The organism is Inquilinus sp. 2KB_23, from assembly GCF_052115705.1.
Taxonomy (GTDB): Bacteria; Pseudomonadota; Alphaproteobacteria; order DSM-16000; family Inquilinaceae; genus Inquilinus; species Inquilinus ginsengisoli_A.
The window spans coordinates 62509-79239 of record NZ_JBFRHF010000012.1; the positions used below are offsets into that span (position 1 = coordinate 62509).

15 protein-coding genes are annotated in these 16731 nt (G+C 69.8%); 4 read left to right on the top strand and 11 right to left on the bottom strand.

Annotation, left to right across the window (positions count from 1 at the left end):
• Positions 1 to 48: 48 nt before the first annotated feature.
• The 7 genes from AB4112_RS17005 to AB4112_RS17035 form a co-directional block, all read right to left on the bottom strand.
• A complete protein-coding gene (locus tag AB4112_RS17005) occupies positions 49 to 813 on the bottom strand; it encodes an SDR family oxidoreductase (protein WP_441721277.1) in 765 nt (254 codons plus the stop codon).
• Positions 810 to 1670 carry a 5-deoxy-glucuronate isomerase gene (locus AB4112_RS17010; RefSeq protein WP_441721279.1) on the bottom strand — a complete coding sequence of 287 codons (861 nt, stop codon included), beginning with the start codon at positions 1668 to 1670 and terminating at the stop codon, positions 810 to 812. The genes AB4112_RS17005 and AB4112_RS17010 overlap by 4 nt, the downstream gene beginning before the upstream one ends.
• Positions 1663 to 2718, bottom strand: a complete 1056-nt coding sequence (locus AB4112_RS17015; RefSeq protein WP_441721282.1) for an ABC transporter ATP-binding protein — start codon at positions 2716 to 2718, stop codon at positions 1663 to 1665. Before AB4112_RS17015 ends, AB4112_RS17010 begins: the two co-directional genes overlap by 8 nt.
• Positions 2711 to 3769, bottom strand: a complete 1059-nt coding sequence (locus tag AB4112_RS17020; RefSeq protein WP_309791876.1) for an ABC transporter ATP-binding protein — start codon at positions 3767 to 3769, stop codon at positions 2711 to 2713. Before AB4112_RS17020 ends, AB4112_RS17015 begins: the two co-directional genes overlap by 8 nt.
• A gap of 10 nt (positions 3770 to 3779) precedes the next feature.
• On the bottom strand, positions 3780 to 4907 hold the full coding sequence (locus AB4112_RS17025; RefSeq protein ID WP_309791875.1) for an ABC transporter permease: 1128 nt from the start codon (positions 4905 to 4907) through the stop codon (positions 3780 to 3782).
• A 10-nt stretch (positions 4908 to 4917) separates the two neighbouring features.
• The gene (locus AB4112_RS17030) at positions 4918 to 5904 is read right to left on the bottom strand and encodes an ABC transporter permease (protein WP_309791874.1); all 987 of its coding nucleotides are present in this window, start codon (positions 5902 to 5904) and stop codon (positions 4918 to 4920) included.
• A 61-nt stretch (positions 5905 to 5965) separates the two neighbouring features.
• Positions 5966 to 7882, bottom strand: coding sequence for an ABC transporter substrate-binding protein (locus AB4112_RS17035; RefSeq protein ID WP_309791873.1), 1917 nt, complete (start codon positions 7880 to 7882; stop codon positions 5966 to 5968).
• Positions 7883 to 8047: 165 nt separating this feature from the next.
• Here AB4112_RS17035 and AB4112_RS17040 point away from each other — a divergent pair, with 165 nt between their 5' ends.
• On the top strand, positions 8048 to 9061 hold the full coding sequence (locus tag AB4112_RS17040) for a LacI family DNA-binding transcriptional regulator (protein WP_441721286.1): 1014 nt from the start codon (positions 8048 to 8050) through the stop codon (positions 9059 to 9061).
• A gap of 121 nt (positions 9062 to 9182) precedes the next feature.
• Positions 9183 to 10505, top strand: a complete 1323-nt coding sequence (locus tag AB4112_RS17045) for an LLM class flavin-dependent oxidoreductase (protein ID WP_441721289.1) — start codon at positions 9183 to 9185, stop codon at positions 10503 to 10505.
• Between the two features lie 166 nt (positions 10506 to 10671).
• Here AB4112_RS17045 and AB4112_RS17050 read toward each other — a convergent pair whose 3' ends face one another.
• Together AB4112_RS17050 and AB4112_RS17055 are read right to left on the bottom strand one after the other, a co-directional pair.
• A complete protein-coding gene (locus AB4112_RS17050; RefSeq protein WP_309791870.1) occupies positions 10672 to 12090 on the bottom strand; it encodes a HAMP domain-containing sensor histidine kinase in 1419 nt (472 codons plus the stop codon).
• Positions 12087 to 12806 carry a response regulator gene (locus AB4112_RS17055; RefSeq protein ID WP_309791869.1) on the bottom strand — a complete coding sequence of 240 codons (720 nt, stop codon included), beginning with the start codon at positions 12804 to 12806 and terminating at the stop codon, positions 12087 to 12089. The genes AB4112_RS17050 and AB4112_RS17055 overlap by 4 nt, the downstream gene beginning before the upstream one ends.
• 197 nt (positions 12807 to 13003) lie before the next feature.
• Between AB4112_RS17055 and AB4112_RS17060 the strand changes: the two genes are divergently transcribed.
• Complete coding sequence (locus tag AB4112_RS17060; RefSeq protein WP_441721293.1) at positions 13004 to 13648, top strand: adenylate/guanylate cyclase domain-containing protein; 645 nt, start codon at positions 13004 to 13006, stop codon at positions 13646 to 13648.
• 111 nt (positions 13649 to 13759) lie between these two features.
• Positions 13760 to 14062 (top strand): hypothetical protein, encoded by a 303-nt coding sequence (locus AB4112_RS17065; RefSeq protein WP_441721296.1) that lies wholly within the window; start codon positions 13760 to 13762, stop codon positions 14060 to 14062.
• A gap of 27 nt (positions 14063 to 14089) precedes the next feature.
• Here AB4112_RS17065 and AB4112_RS17070 read toward each other — a convergent pair whose 3' ends face one another.
• Together AB4112_RS17070 and AB4112_RS17075 are read right to left on the bottom strand one after the other, a co-directional pair.
• A complete protein-coding gene (locus tag AB4112_RS17070; protein ID WP_441721299.1) occupies positions 14090 to 15523 on the bottom strand; it encodes an FAD-binding oxidoreductase in 1434 nt (477 codons plus the stop codon).
• A 337-nt stretch (positions 15524 to 15860) separates the two neighbouring features.
• On the bottom strand, positions 15861 to 16565 hold the full coding sequence (locus tag AB4112_RS17075) for a FadR/GntR family transcriptional regulator (protein ID WP_441721302.1): 705 nt from the start codon (positions 16563 to 16565) through the stop codon (positions 15861 to 15863).
• Positions 16566 to 16731 lie beyond the last annotated feature (166 nt).

The following is a 16731-nucleotide window of genomic DNA, read 5'->3' on the forward strand; positions in this document are numbered from 1 at the left end:
GGAGAGGCAACGCAAAATCAACCGCCCGATCCCTTTGCGGCCGGGCGGCTAGACGGAGGCGAGAAGGCCGCCATCGACATAGATGATCTGGCCGTTGACGAAGTCGGAGGCGGCGGAGGCGAGGAACACCGCGGCGCCGCCCAGCTCGTCGGGATGGCCCCAGCGGGCCGCGGGGGTGCGGCGTTTGACGAAGGCGTCGAACTCCGGGTCGTCCATCAGCGCGCGGTTCAGCTCGGTGGCGAAATAGCCCGGACCGATGCCGTTGACCTGGATGTTGTGGCGGGCGAATTCGACCGCGAGGTTGCGGGTCAGCATCCTGAGCGCGCCCTTGGCCGAGGCATAGGGCGCGATGCTGGCGCGACCCAGCTCGCTCATCAGCGAGCAGATGTTGATGATCTTGCCGGCCTGGCGCTCGACCATGCCGGGCAGCACCGCCTTGGCGGCGACGACGCTGCCGATCAGGTGCACGTCCAGGATCATCCGCCAATCCTCGATCGCGAAGTCGAGGAACGGCTTGCGCAGCTGGACGCCGGCATTGTTGACCAGGATGTCGATCGCCCCGAAGGCCTGCGCCGCCGCAGCGATCGCGGCACCCGCGGCCTCGGCGTCGGTCAGGTCGAAGCGGGCGGAATGGACGTCGATGCCCTCGCCCTTCAGCTTGGCGACGGCCGCGGTCAGCCCGGCCTCGTCCCGGCCGTTCAGGATCACGGTGGCGCCATGGCGGCCGAGGGCGGCGGCGACCGCCAGGCCGAGGCCGCGGGAGGAGCCGGTGACCAGCGCCCGCTTGCCGGTGAGGTCGAACAGAGGGGTCATCGGAACTTCTCCCGCATCGCCTGGATGCCGGGGATCCGGTCCATCAGATGGGCGTGCGCGGGATCGAAATACTGCACCAGGCCGCGCTCCGTCTTCCCCACCATCACCGTGAAGATGTAGGCGCGGTGGCCGGGCGAGGTCACGGTGGGGTGGTAGCCGCGGTCGACCGTGAAGGTGTCGCCGTCGCGGGTCAGGAAGGCCTGGGGCTCGCCGCTGTCCTCATAGATCAGCTGCGCCCCGAAGCCGGTCGGCGGGTCGTAGCGGAAATGGTACAGCTCGTCATGCGCGGTCTGCTGCACGCCGCCCGGGCCCGACACGTCGGTGTCGTGCCTGTGCGGGGGATAGCCGTTCCAGCAGCCATCGTCGGCGTAGAGCTCGCTGACCAGCAGCCGCCCGGTCCGCCCCTGCCCGTTCTGGCCGAGGATGTGGAAGATGCGGCGGTGGCTGTGGGTGCCCAGCGAGCCGACATCGACGATCGCCACCTCCTCCGGCGGGATGCGGAAGGCGGCGTGGCGCTCGGTGCTGACGCCGCCGCCGATCGCGACCTCGGCCGGGGCTGCGCCCGCCCCCGCCTTGGCGACGATGCGGATGGCGCTGCCGACCGGGGCGTAGACCGAATCCGCCGGGCCCGACCAGATGTCGGCGCGGCGGCCCACGGCGGCGAAGCTTTCGCCGTCGACCGTGATGTCGACGGTGCCGGACAGCACCGCGACAATGCTCTCATGCCGCGGCAGCGCGGTCTCGAACACCTCGCCGGGCGCCAGCCGCACCAGGTTGAAATGCACGCTGGCCATGCGCGGGTCGTGGTTCAGGATCGGCCGGTTGCCATTGTCGTGGCGGCGGATGATGTCAGGCATGTGCGACCTGTGGGTTCGGATCGGAGAGGACGCCGCGGAGATCGAGGTCGGCGGCGTAGTGGCAGGCGGCGACATGGCCGCCGAACTCCTGCAGCGGCGGCGCGGTGGTGCGGCACAGCTCGGTGGCGAAGCGGCAACGGGGATGGAAGGCGCAGCCCGAGGGCCGGTTGGCGGGGTCCGCCACCTCGCCCTTGAGATGGATGCGCTGGCGCTGCCGCTGGCGCCGCGGATCGGGCACCGGCAGCGCCGACAGCAGCGCCTCGGTGTAGGGGTGGCGCGGCCGGGCGTAGAGCGCATCGATCGGCGCGCTCTCGACGATCTGGCCGACATACATCACCACCACGCGGTCGCAGATGTACTGGATGACGCTGAGGTCGTGGCTGACGAACAGGTAGGTCAGCCCGAACTCCTCCTGCAGGTCCTTCAAGAGGTTCAGGGTCTGGGCCCGGACGCTGACGTCCAGCGCCGACACCGCCTCGTCCAGGATCACCAGCCGCGGCCTTGTGGCCAGCGCCCGGGCGATGCCGATGCGCTGGCGCTGGCCGCCGGAGAAGGCGTGCGGGTAGCGGCCGGCGGATTCGGGCTGGAGGCCGACCCGCTCGAGCAGGCCGGCGACGATGCCGGGAATCTCGCGCCCGGTCGCCAGGCCGTTGACCCGCAGCACCTCGCTGATGATGTCGACCACGGTCATGCGCGGGTCGAGCGAGGCCTGCGGGTCCTGGAACACGAAGCGCAGATCGGTGCAGTAGGGCCGCCGCTGCCGCTCGCTCAGGGCCGCCAGGTCGACCGCCCGGCCCTGCGGGTCGCGATAGGCGATGGTGCCGGCGCTGGGCTTGTGGGCGCCCAGGATGCAGCGGGTCACGGTCGACTTGCCGCAGCCGGATTCGCCGACCACGCCCAGGGTCTCGCCCTGACGGATGTCGAAGGACACGCCGGCGACGGCGCGGACCGGCCGGGCCTTGCCGGACCCGAACAGCTTCGCCCGGGGCGCGAACACCATCTCGAGGTCGCGCACCTCGACCAGGTTGCCGGGGGCGAGGTCAACCATGCACGGCACTCCTGGAGGCGGCGCTCCTGGCCGGGGCGGGCTTGGCCTGTTCCAGCAGCACGCAGCTCGCGGTGCGGCCGGCCCCCAGCGCGATGTCCGGCGGCTCGCGCTGGTCGCAGACGCCCGGGATGGCGTGGTCGCAGCGCGGATGGAAGGGGCAGCCGGTGGGGCGGGCGAAGGCCGAGGGCACCATGCCGCGGATCGCCGCCAGCCGGTGCACCCGCTGCCGCGACAGGGTCGGCACCGATTTCAGCAGTGCCTGGGTGTAGGGGTGGCGCGGGTCGTGGAAGATGTCGTCGACCGGCCCGCGCTCGACCACCTTGCCGAGATACATCACCGCCACCTGGTCGGCGACATCGGCCACCACGCCGAGGTCATGGGTGATGAACAGGATCGACAGGCCGTGTTCCGCCTGCAGCTTCTTGAACAGGTCGAGGATGTTGGCCTGGGTGGTGACGTCGAGCGCCGTGGTCGGCTCGTCGGCGATGATCAGCCGGGGGCCGCAGGCCAGCGCCAGGGCGATGCAGACCCGCTGGCGCATGCCGCCGGAGAACTCGAAGGGGTAGCTGTCCAGCCGTTCCGCCGGGCGCGGGATGCCGACATCGTTCAGGCACTCCAGCGCCCGGGCCCGCGCCGCCTTGCGGTTCAGCCCGAGATGCTGGCGGATCACGATTTCGATCTGCTGGCCGATGGTGTGCACCGGCGACAGCGCCGCCATCGGCTCCTGCGACACCAGCGAGATCTCGGCCCCGCGGATGGCGCGGATCGCCGGCCCGCGCGGCGGCAGCGCGCCGATGTCGACCTGCTGCCCGGCGGCGTTGCGGTAGAGGACGCGGCCGCGGGTGATCTTCATCCGGTCGGGCAGCAGGTTCATCAGCGCCCGGCCGGTCAGGCTCTTGCCCGATCCGGATTCGCCGACGATGCACAGGGTCTTGCCGGCCGGCATCTCGAAGCTGATGCCGTCGACCGGGCGGATGATCCCGTCATCGGTGCCGATCTGCACCTGCAGGTCCTCGACCCGCAGCAGGATCCCGTCGTCCGGCGCCGCCACAGGGCGGGGATCAGTTGTAGGGGTCGGCGGCATCACGGATCCCATCACCCAGGAAGTTGAGGGCCAGCACGGCGATCACGACGGCGATGCCGGGGATGAACAGCCAGGGCGCGGTGGTGACGGCCAGCAGGTTCTGCGCGTCCTTCAGCAGCACGCCCCAGCTGATCACCGGCGGCTTGAGGCCGATGCCGAGGAAGCTGAGCGAGGTTTCGGCCAGGATCATGGCCGGGATCGCCAGCGTCACCGAGGCGATGATGTGGCTGGTGAAGGACGGCACCATGTGGCGCCAGATCACCCGCTGCTGCGAACAGCCGTCCAGCCGGGCGGCCAGCACGAAATCCTCGGTCCTGAGCGCCAGGAAGCGGCCGCGCACCACCCGCGCCAAATCGGTCCAGCCGATCAGCGACAGGATCACCGTGATCCAGAAATAGACCATCAGCGGCGCGATGTTGGTCGGGATCGCAGCGGCCAGCCCCATCCACAGCGGGATGGTCGGGATCGACTTGAGGAGGTCGATGGTCCGCTGCACCACCTCGTCGACCCAGCCGCCGCAATAGCCGGACAGGCCGCCCAGCAGGATGCCGAGGAACAGGCTGATGCCGACCCCGACCAGCCCGATCGACATCGAGATCCGGGCGCCGTGGATGGTCAGGGACAGCACGTCGCGGCCCAGCCGGTCGGCACCCCAGAGGTAGAAGGGCTGCTTCGGGTCGACCGGGCCGATCAGGTGCCGGTCCCACGGGATCAGGCCCAAGAGGTAATAGGGCTCGCCCTTCACGAACAGCCCGACCGGGATCACCGCCTTGGGGTCGCTGACATAGACACGCTGCACCGTCAGCGGGTCGACCGTGCTCTTGATGCCGTTGACATAGGCCAGCACGAAGTTGCCCTGGGCGTCGTGGCCGCCGAATTTCAACAGCTGCGGCGGCGCGTAGGTGTAGCGCGAATTGTAGGTCTCGGGCCCGGTCGGCGCGATGATCTCGGCGAAGGCCGCGACCAGGTAGATCGCGATCACCACCAGCCCGCTCCACCACGCCAGGCGGTGGCGGCGGAAGCGGCGGTAGATCAGCGCCCACTGGCCCTTCTCGGCGGTGGACCGGCGGCGCGGGACGGCGCCGGGTTCGGCGGCAATGGTCATGGCGTCCCCCTCAGCCGTGCCGCACGCGCGGGTCGAGCCACGCCAGCAGCAGGTCGGAGATGAAGCTGCCGAGCACGGTCAGCGCGCTGAGCATCAGGATGAAGGACCCGGCGAGGTACATGTCCTGGGTCAGCAGGGCGCCCAGCAGCAGCGGCCCTGCCGTCGGCAGGCTGAGCACGACCCCGACGATGACGGTGCCGGAGACCAGGTTGGGCAGGATCCAGCCGATGGTCGAGACGAAGGGGTTGAGCGCGACCCGGACGGGATAGCGCAGCAGCACCGTCATCTCCGGCAGCCCCGCCGCCCGGGCGGTGGTGACATAGGGCTTGTTCAACTCGTCCAGCAGGTTGGCCCGCATGATCCGGACCAGGGAGGCGGTGCCGTGCACCGCCAGCACCAGAACCGGCAGGTACAGGTGCAGCATCAGGTCGCCCAGCTTGCCCCAGCTCCACGGCGCGTTGATGTATTCGGCCGAGAAGAAGCCGCCGGTGTCGGCGCCGAGATAGCGCGACATCACGAACATCAGCACCAGCGCCAGCAGGAAGCTGGGGATCGCCAGGCCGAGGAAGCTGAGGAAGGTGACGATGTAGTCGAGCGCCGAGTAGCGCCGCACCGCGCTGTAGATGCCGACCGGCAGCGACAGCCCCCAGGTCACGATCAGGGTGATGAAGGACAAGAGTAGGGTCATGCCCAGCCGGTCCCACAGCAGCGAGGAGACCGGGCGGTTCCATTCGAAGGACTGGCCGAAATCGCCTGAGGTGACGATGTTCGAGATCCAGCGCCAGTACTGCACGTACCAGGGCTGGCCCAGCCCGTACTGGGCCCGCAGCGATTCCAGCATCGAGGCGTCGACCGACCCGCCCTGTTCGGAGTAACGGGCGATGTAGCTGGTCAGGAAGTCGCCCGGCGGCAGCTGGATGACGATGAAGACGATGACCGACACCGCGGCCAGTGTCACCGCCATGTAGACCAGTCGGCGCAGCAGGAAACGGAGCATCACAGCCTCGGATGTTCGCAGGCGGCCCGGGCTGTCCCGGGCCGCGCCCGCAAGACCTGTCTCACTCGTAGAAGTAGGTTTCCGGATTGGTCGGCCCCGGCGTCAGGTAGAACACGGTGTCCGGCATCTCGTCGGGCACGTTCTTCATGTTGGTCTTCACCACGCCGACATTGTCCGGCTGCATCACCGTGCCGATCACCCAGAACTGGTCGCGGGTGATGGCCAGGATCTTCTTCATCACGTCGAGCTGGCGGGCGGTGGTCGGCTGGGCCTTCAGCTCCTCATACAGCTCCTGCTGCTCGCGGGCGGGGCCGGTCGGCTCGATCGCGTTGGGGTCGTTCGGGTTCTGGAACCAGATGCCCCAGGCCGAGCCGAAGGCCGACTGGTTCTCGGCCGGGAAGTACCATTTCGGGTCGAGCAGCCCGAGGAAGTCGTAGCCGCCGCCGCCGAGCCAGACCAGGCCCTGCTGGTCGTTGGCCAGCTGGCGGGCGAAGATGAAGGACTGCTCGATCGCCTTCACCTGCATGTCGATGCCGACATCGCGCCAGTACTTGCGGATCAGCTCCAGCGCGTCGACATGGTATTTGCGCGAGGCCAGGGCATCGATGGCGAAGGAGATGCGCTTGCCGTCGGGGCCGAGGCGGAAGCCGTCCGAATCCTTCTTGTCGAAGCCGGCGGCGTCGAGCAGCTGGTTGGCCTTGGCCGGATCGTATTCGGTGTACTGGGTGGCCATGGTCTCGTCGTACAGCGCCATGTCCGGCCGCGGCGCCGCCTGGTAGGGCCGCGACAGCCCGGCATAGATCAGCTCGTTCAGCTCGTCGCGGTTGATCGCCAGCGATAGGGCGACGCGGAAGTCGCGGTTCTGGAACACCTTCTGCAGGTTCTCGTCCTTCACCGTCTGGTTCAGGCAGATCAGCATCGAGTTGGAATAGGCCGGCCGCGCCCGGAACAGGCGGTAGCCGCCCTGCTCGCGGTGCTGGGCCAGCACCGCCTGGGTCTCGATGCCGTCGAGGCCGAGCGACTGCATGTCGAGGTCGCCATTGATCGCCTTCAGCACCAGGCCCTGGGTGTCGCCGACCACGTCATAGGTGACGCGGTCGATATAGGGCAGCTGGTTGCCCTCGGGGTCGACCTCGAAGAAGTAGGGGTTGCGCTCGGCCACCACCTGGGTGGTGCCGCTGTAGGGCACCGTCAGCATCCAGGGGTCCAGCACCGGGCGCCCGAGGTCGCGCCAGCGGCTGGCGTTCTGTTGCTGCGTCTTGTTCTGGAACAGGGTCACCCAGTTCGGCACGCCGGCGGCCTTGACCAGGGCGTCGATGCCGTCCGGGTTGTACTTCTTGTGGAAGGTCTCGAGGTAATGGCGCGGCGAGGCGGCCAGGATGTCCGACCCCAGCTGCGCCGCCATGGTCGGCAGGAACATGCCGTTGGGCTTGCTGAAGGTGAAGCGCACGGTCTCGGCGTCGAGCTTCTCGACTGTCACCGGCTTGCCGCCGGTCTGCAGCCAGCGCGGCACCGCCGGCGTCAGCTCCTTGTTCATCAGCACGTCCTGGTACCAGAACAGGATGTCGTCGGCGGTGAACGGCGCCCCGTCCGACCACTTCATGCCGCGGCGCAGGTGGAAGGTGAAGGCGGTGCTGTCGTCGTTGGTGTCGACCGATTCGGCGACGTCGGGCACCACGGCGGTCCAGGCCGGGTTCCAGCGCACCAGCCTTGTGTAGCCGATGCCCCGCTCCAGCGCGCCGTCGGACCCGCCGACCACGCCCTGCCGCCAGGTGCCGCCATATTTGCCCACCGCCTGCAGCGGCGTCACCACCAGCGGATGCTCCGGCAGCCGCTGCGCCACCGGCGGCAGCTTGCCGGCCGCGACCTGGGCCGCCAGCATCGGCGCCTCGCGGTAGTCGGCGGCCGAGGCCGCCGTGGCCAGCAGGAGCATCGAGGTCAAGGCCGCGCCCCACAGCGCGGATTTTCCGTCGCCCATCTGGAATCCTCCCATCTGCATCGGTTCTCGATCTTATGCCCGACTTGATACCGTTAACGTTAACGTACGTCAACAAGGCTTGCGACCAATAGAAATTCTACGTATTCAATTGCACAAATGAATTCCTAATCGGTTCATCCTGCCAGAGAACCCGTTAACGCTAACATGCAGCGCACACTCAAGCCCCCGCCCCCTCGCGGCGCCACCCTGTCGGATGTGGCGGCGGCCGCCGGCGTCTCGACCATGACGGCGTCGCGGGTGATGAACGGCCGTGGCGGCGCGAGCGAGGAGACCAAGGCGCGGGTGCTGGCGGCGGCGAGCACGCTGAGCTATCGCCCCAACAGCTTCGCCCGCGGGCTGAAGGGCGACCGGTCCTTCACCGTCGGCATCGTGGTGCCTGATATCGGCAACCCGTTCTTCCCCGAGATCATCAAGGGCGCCGAGCTGGCGGCCCGCGCCCGCGGCTTCACCCTGCTGACCTGCAACGTGGTCGAGGACCCCGAGCGCGAGGCCGAGGTGCTGGCGACGCTGCTGGACCGCCGGGTCGACGGCGTCATCGTCTGCAGCGCCCGGCTGGAGGACAAGCGGCTGCAGGAGGCGATCGAGCCGCACCGCGCCGCGGTGCTGATCAACCGGCCGATGTCGCGGCGCATCGCCGGCACCATCGAGATCGACTTCCGCACCGGCCTGGCCGCCGCCACCCGCCTGCTGATCGAGCGCGGCCGCCGCCGCATCGCCTATATCGGCGGCCTGGCGACCTCGCACAGCGGCCGCATGCGCCGCGCCGGCATCATCGACGCGCTGACCGAGCACGGGCTGGAATTGGCGCTGGAGGAGGCGACGACGCCCAACCTGGAGGGCGGCGTCGACGCGGCCCGCCGCCTGCTGGAGCGCGGGATCGGGATCGACACGGTGATCTGCTACAACGACCTGGTGGCGATCGGCGCGATGTCGGTGATCCACGAGCGGGGCTTCGTCATCCCGCGCGACATCGCCGTGCTGGGCTGCGACGACATCCTGCCCGCCCGGCTGGTCAACCCGCCTTTGTCGACCATGCATGTGGCCAAGCAGGACCTCGGCGACGCCGCCATGCGCATGCTGATCGACCGGATCGAGGGCCGCAACCTGCAGCAGTCGATCACCATCGAACCCGAGCTGATCGAGCGCGGGACGACCTGAGGCGCGGCGGATTGCCCCCTCCCCTCACCCCGGTTGCGCTGTCCGGCCCATCCCGTCCAGAATGCGGGGCGCCGCCGACGATAGAGACCCGCAACGCGCCCGCCTGGGCGAGAGGTGATCCTTGAGTCGTGACCGCCAGCTGCATCTCGGCGCCTTCATGCGCCCCGCCAGCATCCACACCGGCGCCTGGCGCTATCCCGGCGCCTACCCCGACGCCAACTTCAACTTCGCCCACCTGAAGCGCTTCGCCCAGACGCTGGAGCGCGGGCGGTTCGACGCCTTCTTCATGGCCGACCACCTGGCCGTGCTGAACATGCCGATCGAGGCGCTGAAGCGCAGCCACACCGTGACCTCGTTCGAGCCCTTCACCCTGCTGTCGGCCCTGGCCGGCGCCACCGAGCATATCGGCCTGGTGGCCACCGCCTCGACCACCTTCGACGCGCCCTACCACATCGCCCGGCGCTTCGCCTCGCTGGACCACATCAGCGGCGGCCGCGCCGGCTGGAACATCGTCACCACCTCGAACCCCGACGCAGCACTGAACTTCGGCCTCGACGAGCACATGGAGCATGGCGAGCGCTACGACCGCGCCCGCGAATTCTACGACGTCGTCACCGGGCTGTGGGACAGCTGGGCCGACGACGCCTTCATCCGCGACGTCGACAGCGGCCTCTACTTCGACCCCGCCAAGCTGCATGTGCTGAACCACAAGGGCCCGCATCTCTCGGTGCGCGGACCGCTGAACATCGCCCGCCCGCCCCAGGGCTGGCCGGTGATCGTGCAGGCCGGCGCCTCCGAGTCCGGGCGGCAGCTGGCGGCCGAGACGGCGGAGATGGTGTTCGCCGCCGGGTCGAATCTCGCCGCCGGCCAGCGCTTCTACGCCGATGTGAAGGGCCGGATGGAGGCCATCGGCCGCGACCGCGACCATCTGAAGATCCTGCCCGGCGCCTTCGTCGTGGTCGGCGACACGGTGGAGGAGGCCCGGGCCAAGCGGGCCAAACTGGACAGCCTGGTGCATTACGAGAGCGCCATCGCCTCGCTGTCGATCGCGCTCGGCGTCGACGCCTCCGGCTTCGACCCGGACGGCCTGCTGCCGCCGATCCCGGAAACCAATGCCAGCAAGAGCGGGCAGCAGCGGGTGCTGGAGCTGGCCGAGCGCGAGGGCCTGACCGTGCGCCAGCTGGCCCAGCGCCTGGGCGGCTATGCCGGCCTCGCCTTCGTCGGCACCCCGGCGACCATCGCCGATGAGATGGAGGAATGGCTGAGGACCGAGGGGTCGGACGGGTTCAATGTGATGTTCCCCTACCTGCCCGGCGGCCTCGACGACTTCGTCGACCGGGTGGTGCCGGAGCTGCAGCGCCGCGGCCTGTTCCGGCGGGAATACGAGGGCACCACCCTGCGCGAGAATCTCGGCCTGCCGCGGCCGGCCAACCGGTTCTTCTGAGGTCAGGAGTGCATAGGGCGGCGCTGCGACGCCGAGTTCTTTGCCTGTCATTGCCCGCTTGACCGGGCAATCCAGGGGCCACCAAGAGCCGCTCTGGCCGCCCCTGGATGCCACGGTCAAGCCGTGGCATGACAGCAAAAGGGGGACGATGGAGCCGGCGCCGCCCCTACCCCAGCAAGGGCAGGCTGATCGTCGCGCGCAGGCCGTGCGGCAGGTTGCGCAGGATGATGTCGCCGCCATGGTGGCGGGCGATGGTGCGGGCGATCGACAGGCCGAGGCCGACGCCGCCGGTCTCGGCATTGCGCGAATCCTCGAGGCGGTAGAACGGCGCGAACACCTGTTCGCGCGCCGCATCGGGGATGCCCGGCCCGTCATCCTCGACCACGATGTCGATGCCCTCGGCGGTGCGGGCCAGGCTGACCCGCGCCCGCTCGCCGTAGCGCACCGCGTTCTCGACCAGGTTGCGCACCACCCGCCGCAGCGCATCCGCCCGGCAGCGGTAGCCGATCCGCGGCCCTTCGACGAAGGTGACGTCCTGGCCCAGCTCCGCGAGGTCGTCGCACAGGCTCTCGACCAGGGCGGAGAGGTCGACCGCCCGAGTGGTCTCCACCGTCGCCTCGGCCCGGGCGAAGGCCAGCGTCGCCTCGGTCATCTTCTGGACCTCGGCGATGGTCGCCAGCATCTTCTCCCGCTCCTCGGCATCGGCGACGAACTCGGCGCGCAGGCGCAGCGAGGTCAGCGGCGTGCGCAGGTCGTGGCCGATGGCGGCGAGCATGCGCGTGCGATCCTCGACGAAGCGCTGCAGCCGCTCCTGCATGCGGTTGAAGGCCTCGGCGGTGTTGCGGATGTCGTCCGGCCCGGCCTCGGGCAGCGGCGTCACCGCCTCGCCGCGGCCCAGCGCCTCGGCCGCCACGGCCAGGCGCCGCATCGGCTTGGTGATGCCGCGGGCGACGAAGACGCCGATCACCGACAGCACGATCGCGGTGATCGCCAGCGTCACCGCCGTCTGGCTGGTCCACATCGCCCCGCCCATCTGCTTGGCATAGGCGATGTTGAGCCAGGAGCCGCCATCGAGCTGGGCGGACAGCCCCAGGCCGTTGGCATCGTCGAGATACAGCATCCGGGCCGGGCGCGGCAGCGGCCACACCCCCGCCGGCAGGTCCCACCAGGACGCGGTCGGGGCGGCGGACGCGGCCATCGGGCCGGGGTCGTGCAGCGGCTCCTCACGCGGCGCGGACGGCTTCTTGCCGGGGAAGGCCAGGCTGGGCAGCGGCGTCACCAGCTTGCTCCAGGCGGTCTGGCGCCACGCCGCCGCGTCGCCGGGGTCGTCGCCCGACACCCAGTACCGGGTGTAGGCGGTGGAGATGCCGCGCAGGATGTCGTCGCGCAGCTCCGGCGGCATCGTCTCCAAGAGCTGGGCCAGCGAGGCGGCGCGGCTCATGAAGTCGCTCTTGGCGGCGGCCTTCAGCGCCTGGCCGCGCTCGTCCCACGACACCAGGAAGCCGATGCCCTGCGACAGGGCCAGCGCCAGCAGCATGAAGCCGATGAACTGGGCCGCCAGGCTGCGGGTCCACAGCCGCATCATGCCTGCTCGACCTCCGCCGCGAAGCTGTACCCGCCGCCCCAATGGGTCTTGATCAGCGACGGGGTCCGGGGGTCGGCCTCGATCTTCTTGCGCAGCCGGCTGACCTGGTTGTCGATGCTGCGGTCGAAGCTGTCGGCGGCGCGGCCGACGGTCAGGTCCATCAGCTGGTCGCGGCTGAGCACCAGCCCGGCATGGTCGAGGAAGGCGTTCAGCAGCCGGAACTCCGCGGTGCTCAGCGCCACCGCGACGCCGTCGCGGCCGACCAGCTCGCGCCGGCCGACGTCGAGCAGCCAGCGGTCGAAGCGCAGCGCCTTCGCCTGCATCCGGCCACGCTGCGGCGGCAGGCTGTTGACCCGGCGCAGCACCGCCTTGATCCGGGCCAGGAGCTCACGCGGGTTGAACGGCTTGGTCAGGTAGTCGTCGGCGCCGATCTCCAGCCCGATGATGCGGTCGGTGTCCTCCGCCATCGCGGTCAAGAGGATGATCGGCAGGTTGCTGGTGCCGCGCAGCTGCCGGCACACCGACAGCCCATCCTCGCCCGGCATCATGACGTCGAGCACGATGAGGTCCGGCGCGCTGCGCTCGAGCAGCCGGCGCAAGGCCGCGGCGCTCTCGGCGACGCTGATGCGGTAGCCGTGCTGGGAGAGGTACTTGCCGACGAGGTCGCGGATGTCGCGATGGTCGTCGACGACGGCGATGTGAGGGACGGATTCCATGGGCGCGCTCCAACCGGCCCCAGAATACCGAAGCGAAAAGCGAAACCCTCGGGAAAAATTGTATCAGACTGTGCCGGATCGCCGGTTTGCGACACTCCGCGACCCGAAAGCCGGTGCGGCGACAGATCTCTGCGACAGGCACCGCGCAGGATGCCCCCATCGACGAACGATCGGGATGGGCAAGCGATGACCGGGCCATGATGCCGCGAACCGAGGACGCCGGGCGCCCCGGACCTGCGCCGTGGGACCACCCGCGGGACCGGCCCCGCGCCGCCTTCGCCGCGGTGCTGTTCGCCGACATCGTCGGCTTCACCCGGCTGTGCGAGGCGATGGACCCCGCCGCCGCCTTCACCCTGCTGGACGGCTTCCACCGCCGCATGGCGGGCGCGATCGCGGCCCACGCCGCCGCCATGGACGACTACATCGGCGACGGGGTGATGGCGGCGTGGAGCGGCGCCGGCGCGGCCTCGGCCCGCAGCGCCCTGTGCTGCGGCTTCGCCATGCTGGAGGCGGTGGAGGGCTGGAACCGCGAGCGCATCCGGCGCGGTGCCCCGGCCCTGCGGGTCGGCATCGGGCTGCATGCCGGCGCGGTGATGATCGGTCGCACCGGGGGTGCGCTCCGCACCAAGCTGGGCGTCTATGGCGACACGGTGAACGTCGCCAACCGGCTGGAGCGGATGACCCGCGCCTACCAGGCCCGGCTGATCGTCTCGGAGGATCTGTACCAGGCGGTGGCCGTGGCTGCCCCATCCGAGGCCCGGCTGGCCCGCTTCCCCCTGGCGGTGCGGGCCCGCATCCCGGGCCGCAGCCAGCCGCTGTCGATCCGCGTCGCCGCCGCCTGACCCGGCCCGGCGCCCGGCGCGACATCTCGCGACAAACCAGCCCCATGTCCGGCACAGTTCTGCGACAGCCGGACGCCATGCTGCAGGGGCATCAGCGAAAGGGACGATCCCATGCATGACGCACTGACGCCCCATCCGGACACCATCGAGCACAGCCACGCCGCCCCCGGCTGGAGCCCGCCGGTCGAGCGCCTGACCCTGGGCTGGGGCGAGGTGGCGACCAGCTGGCTCGGCGCCGGCGGGCTGCTGGCCATCCTGGCCGTCGCCGCCCTGATCAACCGCGCGCCGGGCGGCGATGTGATCTATCTCTCCCGGGCCCAGGCTGCGGTCCCGCTGCTGATCGCGGAGAAGGCCGGCGCCACTGGCTGCGGGCCGACCGCGCCCTTCACGCCACGGCCCCAGGGGCAGGCATGATGGGGCAGGCGTCACGCGGCGCCGTCGTCACGGCGCCGGCGCCGACTCCCGGAAGTCGACGGCGCCGAGGCGGCCCGGGGCCAGCAGGTCCTGGATCGCGCCCGCGATCCCGCGCTGCCGGGGATCGATGAAGCGCTCGTAGAAGGCCTGGTTGGCCCGGCCGATGGCGTGTTCGGCGCTGAAGCTGCCGCCGAAGCGTTCGACCGCCTCGCCGAACACCAGGTCGCGCACCGGCGACGGGTCGAGCGCCAGGGCGGAGTCGCGCGGCACCACCAGGTTGAAGTGCACGCCGCCATCGCCGACATGGCCGAAATCGCAGACCCGGACCTCCGGATGCTCTCGCGCCAGGATCTCAGCCATGGCCCGGCGGAACGGCATCACCGCCGCCCGGGCGAAGCCGAGATCGAAGGCGATCACCCGGCCCTCGGCCGCCAGGCTCTCGGTCAGCACATGGCGCAACGCCCAGAAGTCCGACCCGCGCCCCGGCACGGCATCGGCCAGCGGTTCGCCGGCCAAGGCCCAGACCTCGGCCAGCACCTGCTCCATCAGGGCGTCGATCGACGGCTCCTGCTCCCGCGCGGCCCAGGACCGCTCGATCTCGACCAGGATGCAGAAGGGCGGCGGCGGATGCGGCGCGAAGGGGTTGCGCAGGCGGTCGTGGTGCTTGAGCGCCAGGGCAACCGCGGCGCCGGACATGCCCTCGAACGCCGCGAGATGGTCGCCGACCCGCTCCTCGAAAGCGACCAGCAGCTCCATCACCGCCGCATCGTCGCGCGGCACCAGGATGGCGGTGGCCGATTGCTGCGGCAGGCGGCGCAGCTCCAGCACCGCCCGGGTGACCAGGCCATAGGCGCCGCCGGTGCCGATGAACAGCTGCTTGAGGTCGAGCCCGGTGTTGTTCTTGCGCAGCGGCCGGGTGAGGTCGAGCACCGTGCCGGCCTCGTCCGGCAGCACGATCTCGAGCCCGAGCACATGGCGGCGCATGTCGCCATAGCGCAGGAAGCGCGCGCCGCCGGTGTTGGTCGCGACCATGCCGCCGATCATCGGGTCGGCCCCGAGATCGATCGGCAGGGTCAGGCCATGCGGCGCCAGGCGCTCGTTCAGGCTGGACAGGCGCGTGCCGGCTCCGACGGTGACGCTGCGGTTGGCGAGGTCGATCTCGAAGGGCGCGGCCAGCCGGTCGAGGCTGAGCACGCCCTGGCCGCCGCTGCCGTCGGGCGTCGACCCGGCGACCAGGCCGGTGTTGCCCGATTGCGGCACCAGGCCGATGCCGTGGCGGACGCAGTGGGCCATGACGGCGGAAGCCTCGGCCGTCGTCGCCGGCCGCACCACGAACGCCGCCCGGCCGCGATCGTAGCGGGCGCCGGTCTCGTAGGCGGACAGGTCGTCGGGCGCCGCGAGCAGGCCGCGCGCCCCGACCAGCGCGCGCAGGGCATCGAGATGGCTGGCCGTATCGTTCACTTCCGCAGACTCTCCCGATACAGGCACGGGCCCGGTGCGGGCGATGACCTGCCCCGCATGACGGATTCAGCCGGCCGTTTCACGGACCATTGGCCTTCAAATCTGCGTTGTCGTCGAACAACATGTCAACTTATGCTTTTTTCAGAGCCGGATGGCGCCGCTTTCCGACGGTGCCTCGCCTCAGTTTAAAATCTAAAATTATTTAAATATCAACGAATTATTCGAAAATCACTGCCCTCGAAAGCAGGCGAGAGAAAATGTGACAACTGGTGATGCGGCCGGCACCAAGCGACCAACTTATAATATAACCATACATCCCGGGCGCCTCTTGCACGCCCTAGAGATGGATGCCGTCGAACACCCGTTCCTGCGCGTTGCGGATATGGGCCTGCATCGCCTCGCGCGCCTTGACCGCGTCGCCGTCGCGGATCGCCTCATAGACCGCGGCATGCTCGCGCTGGACCATCGCCAGATGCTCGCCCGAATGCAGCATCGAGAAGCTGCGTGCCAGGTCGATGACATAGTCGAGATGCGGCCGCACCGCGGCCAGCGCGGCCTGGAAATACTGGTTCTGCGTGGCCCGCGCGACCGCGGCGTGGAAGTCGCTGTCCTGCTGCACCCCGATCTTGCCGGTCTGGATCGCCTGGTCGATGGCATCCAGCTCCTTCTTGATCGCGGCGGCGAGCGCCTCGCTGCGGTTCAGGGCGGCGGCATAGGCGACCTCGCCCTCCAGCGCGATGCGGAACTCATAGACGCGCCGCACATCCGAAATCGTCTGGATCTCCTGCGCGCCATTCGCCGGCCGGGCCGGCGGCGACGCCGGCGCCGCGGTGACGAAGCTGCCGGCCCCCTGGCGCGACTGGATCAGCCCGTCCTCTCGCAGGCGGCGCAGGGCGTCGCGCACGATCGGCCGGGAGACGCCGAAATTCTGGCTGAGTTCCTTCTCGGACGGCAGCTTGCCGTCCCCCGGGAACTGGCCGCGCTGGATGCGCCCCAGCATGTCGCCATAGAGGATGTCGCTCAGTCTTGGGCGTTGAGACACCGGAACCCTTTGCCGCCAGCGGGCCTGATTGTTTGCAGGCAAGATTACACGTTATGCCGAGAAGCTCAAAGCCTGCCTGTCCCGGAAAATGGCACTGCAGCGGGGCTTCCGATGCTCTCTATCGCCGCAGCCGGACTGCACCGCCTCGTCCACATGTCAGTTGACA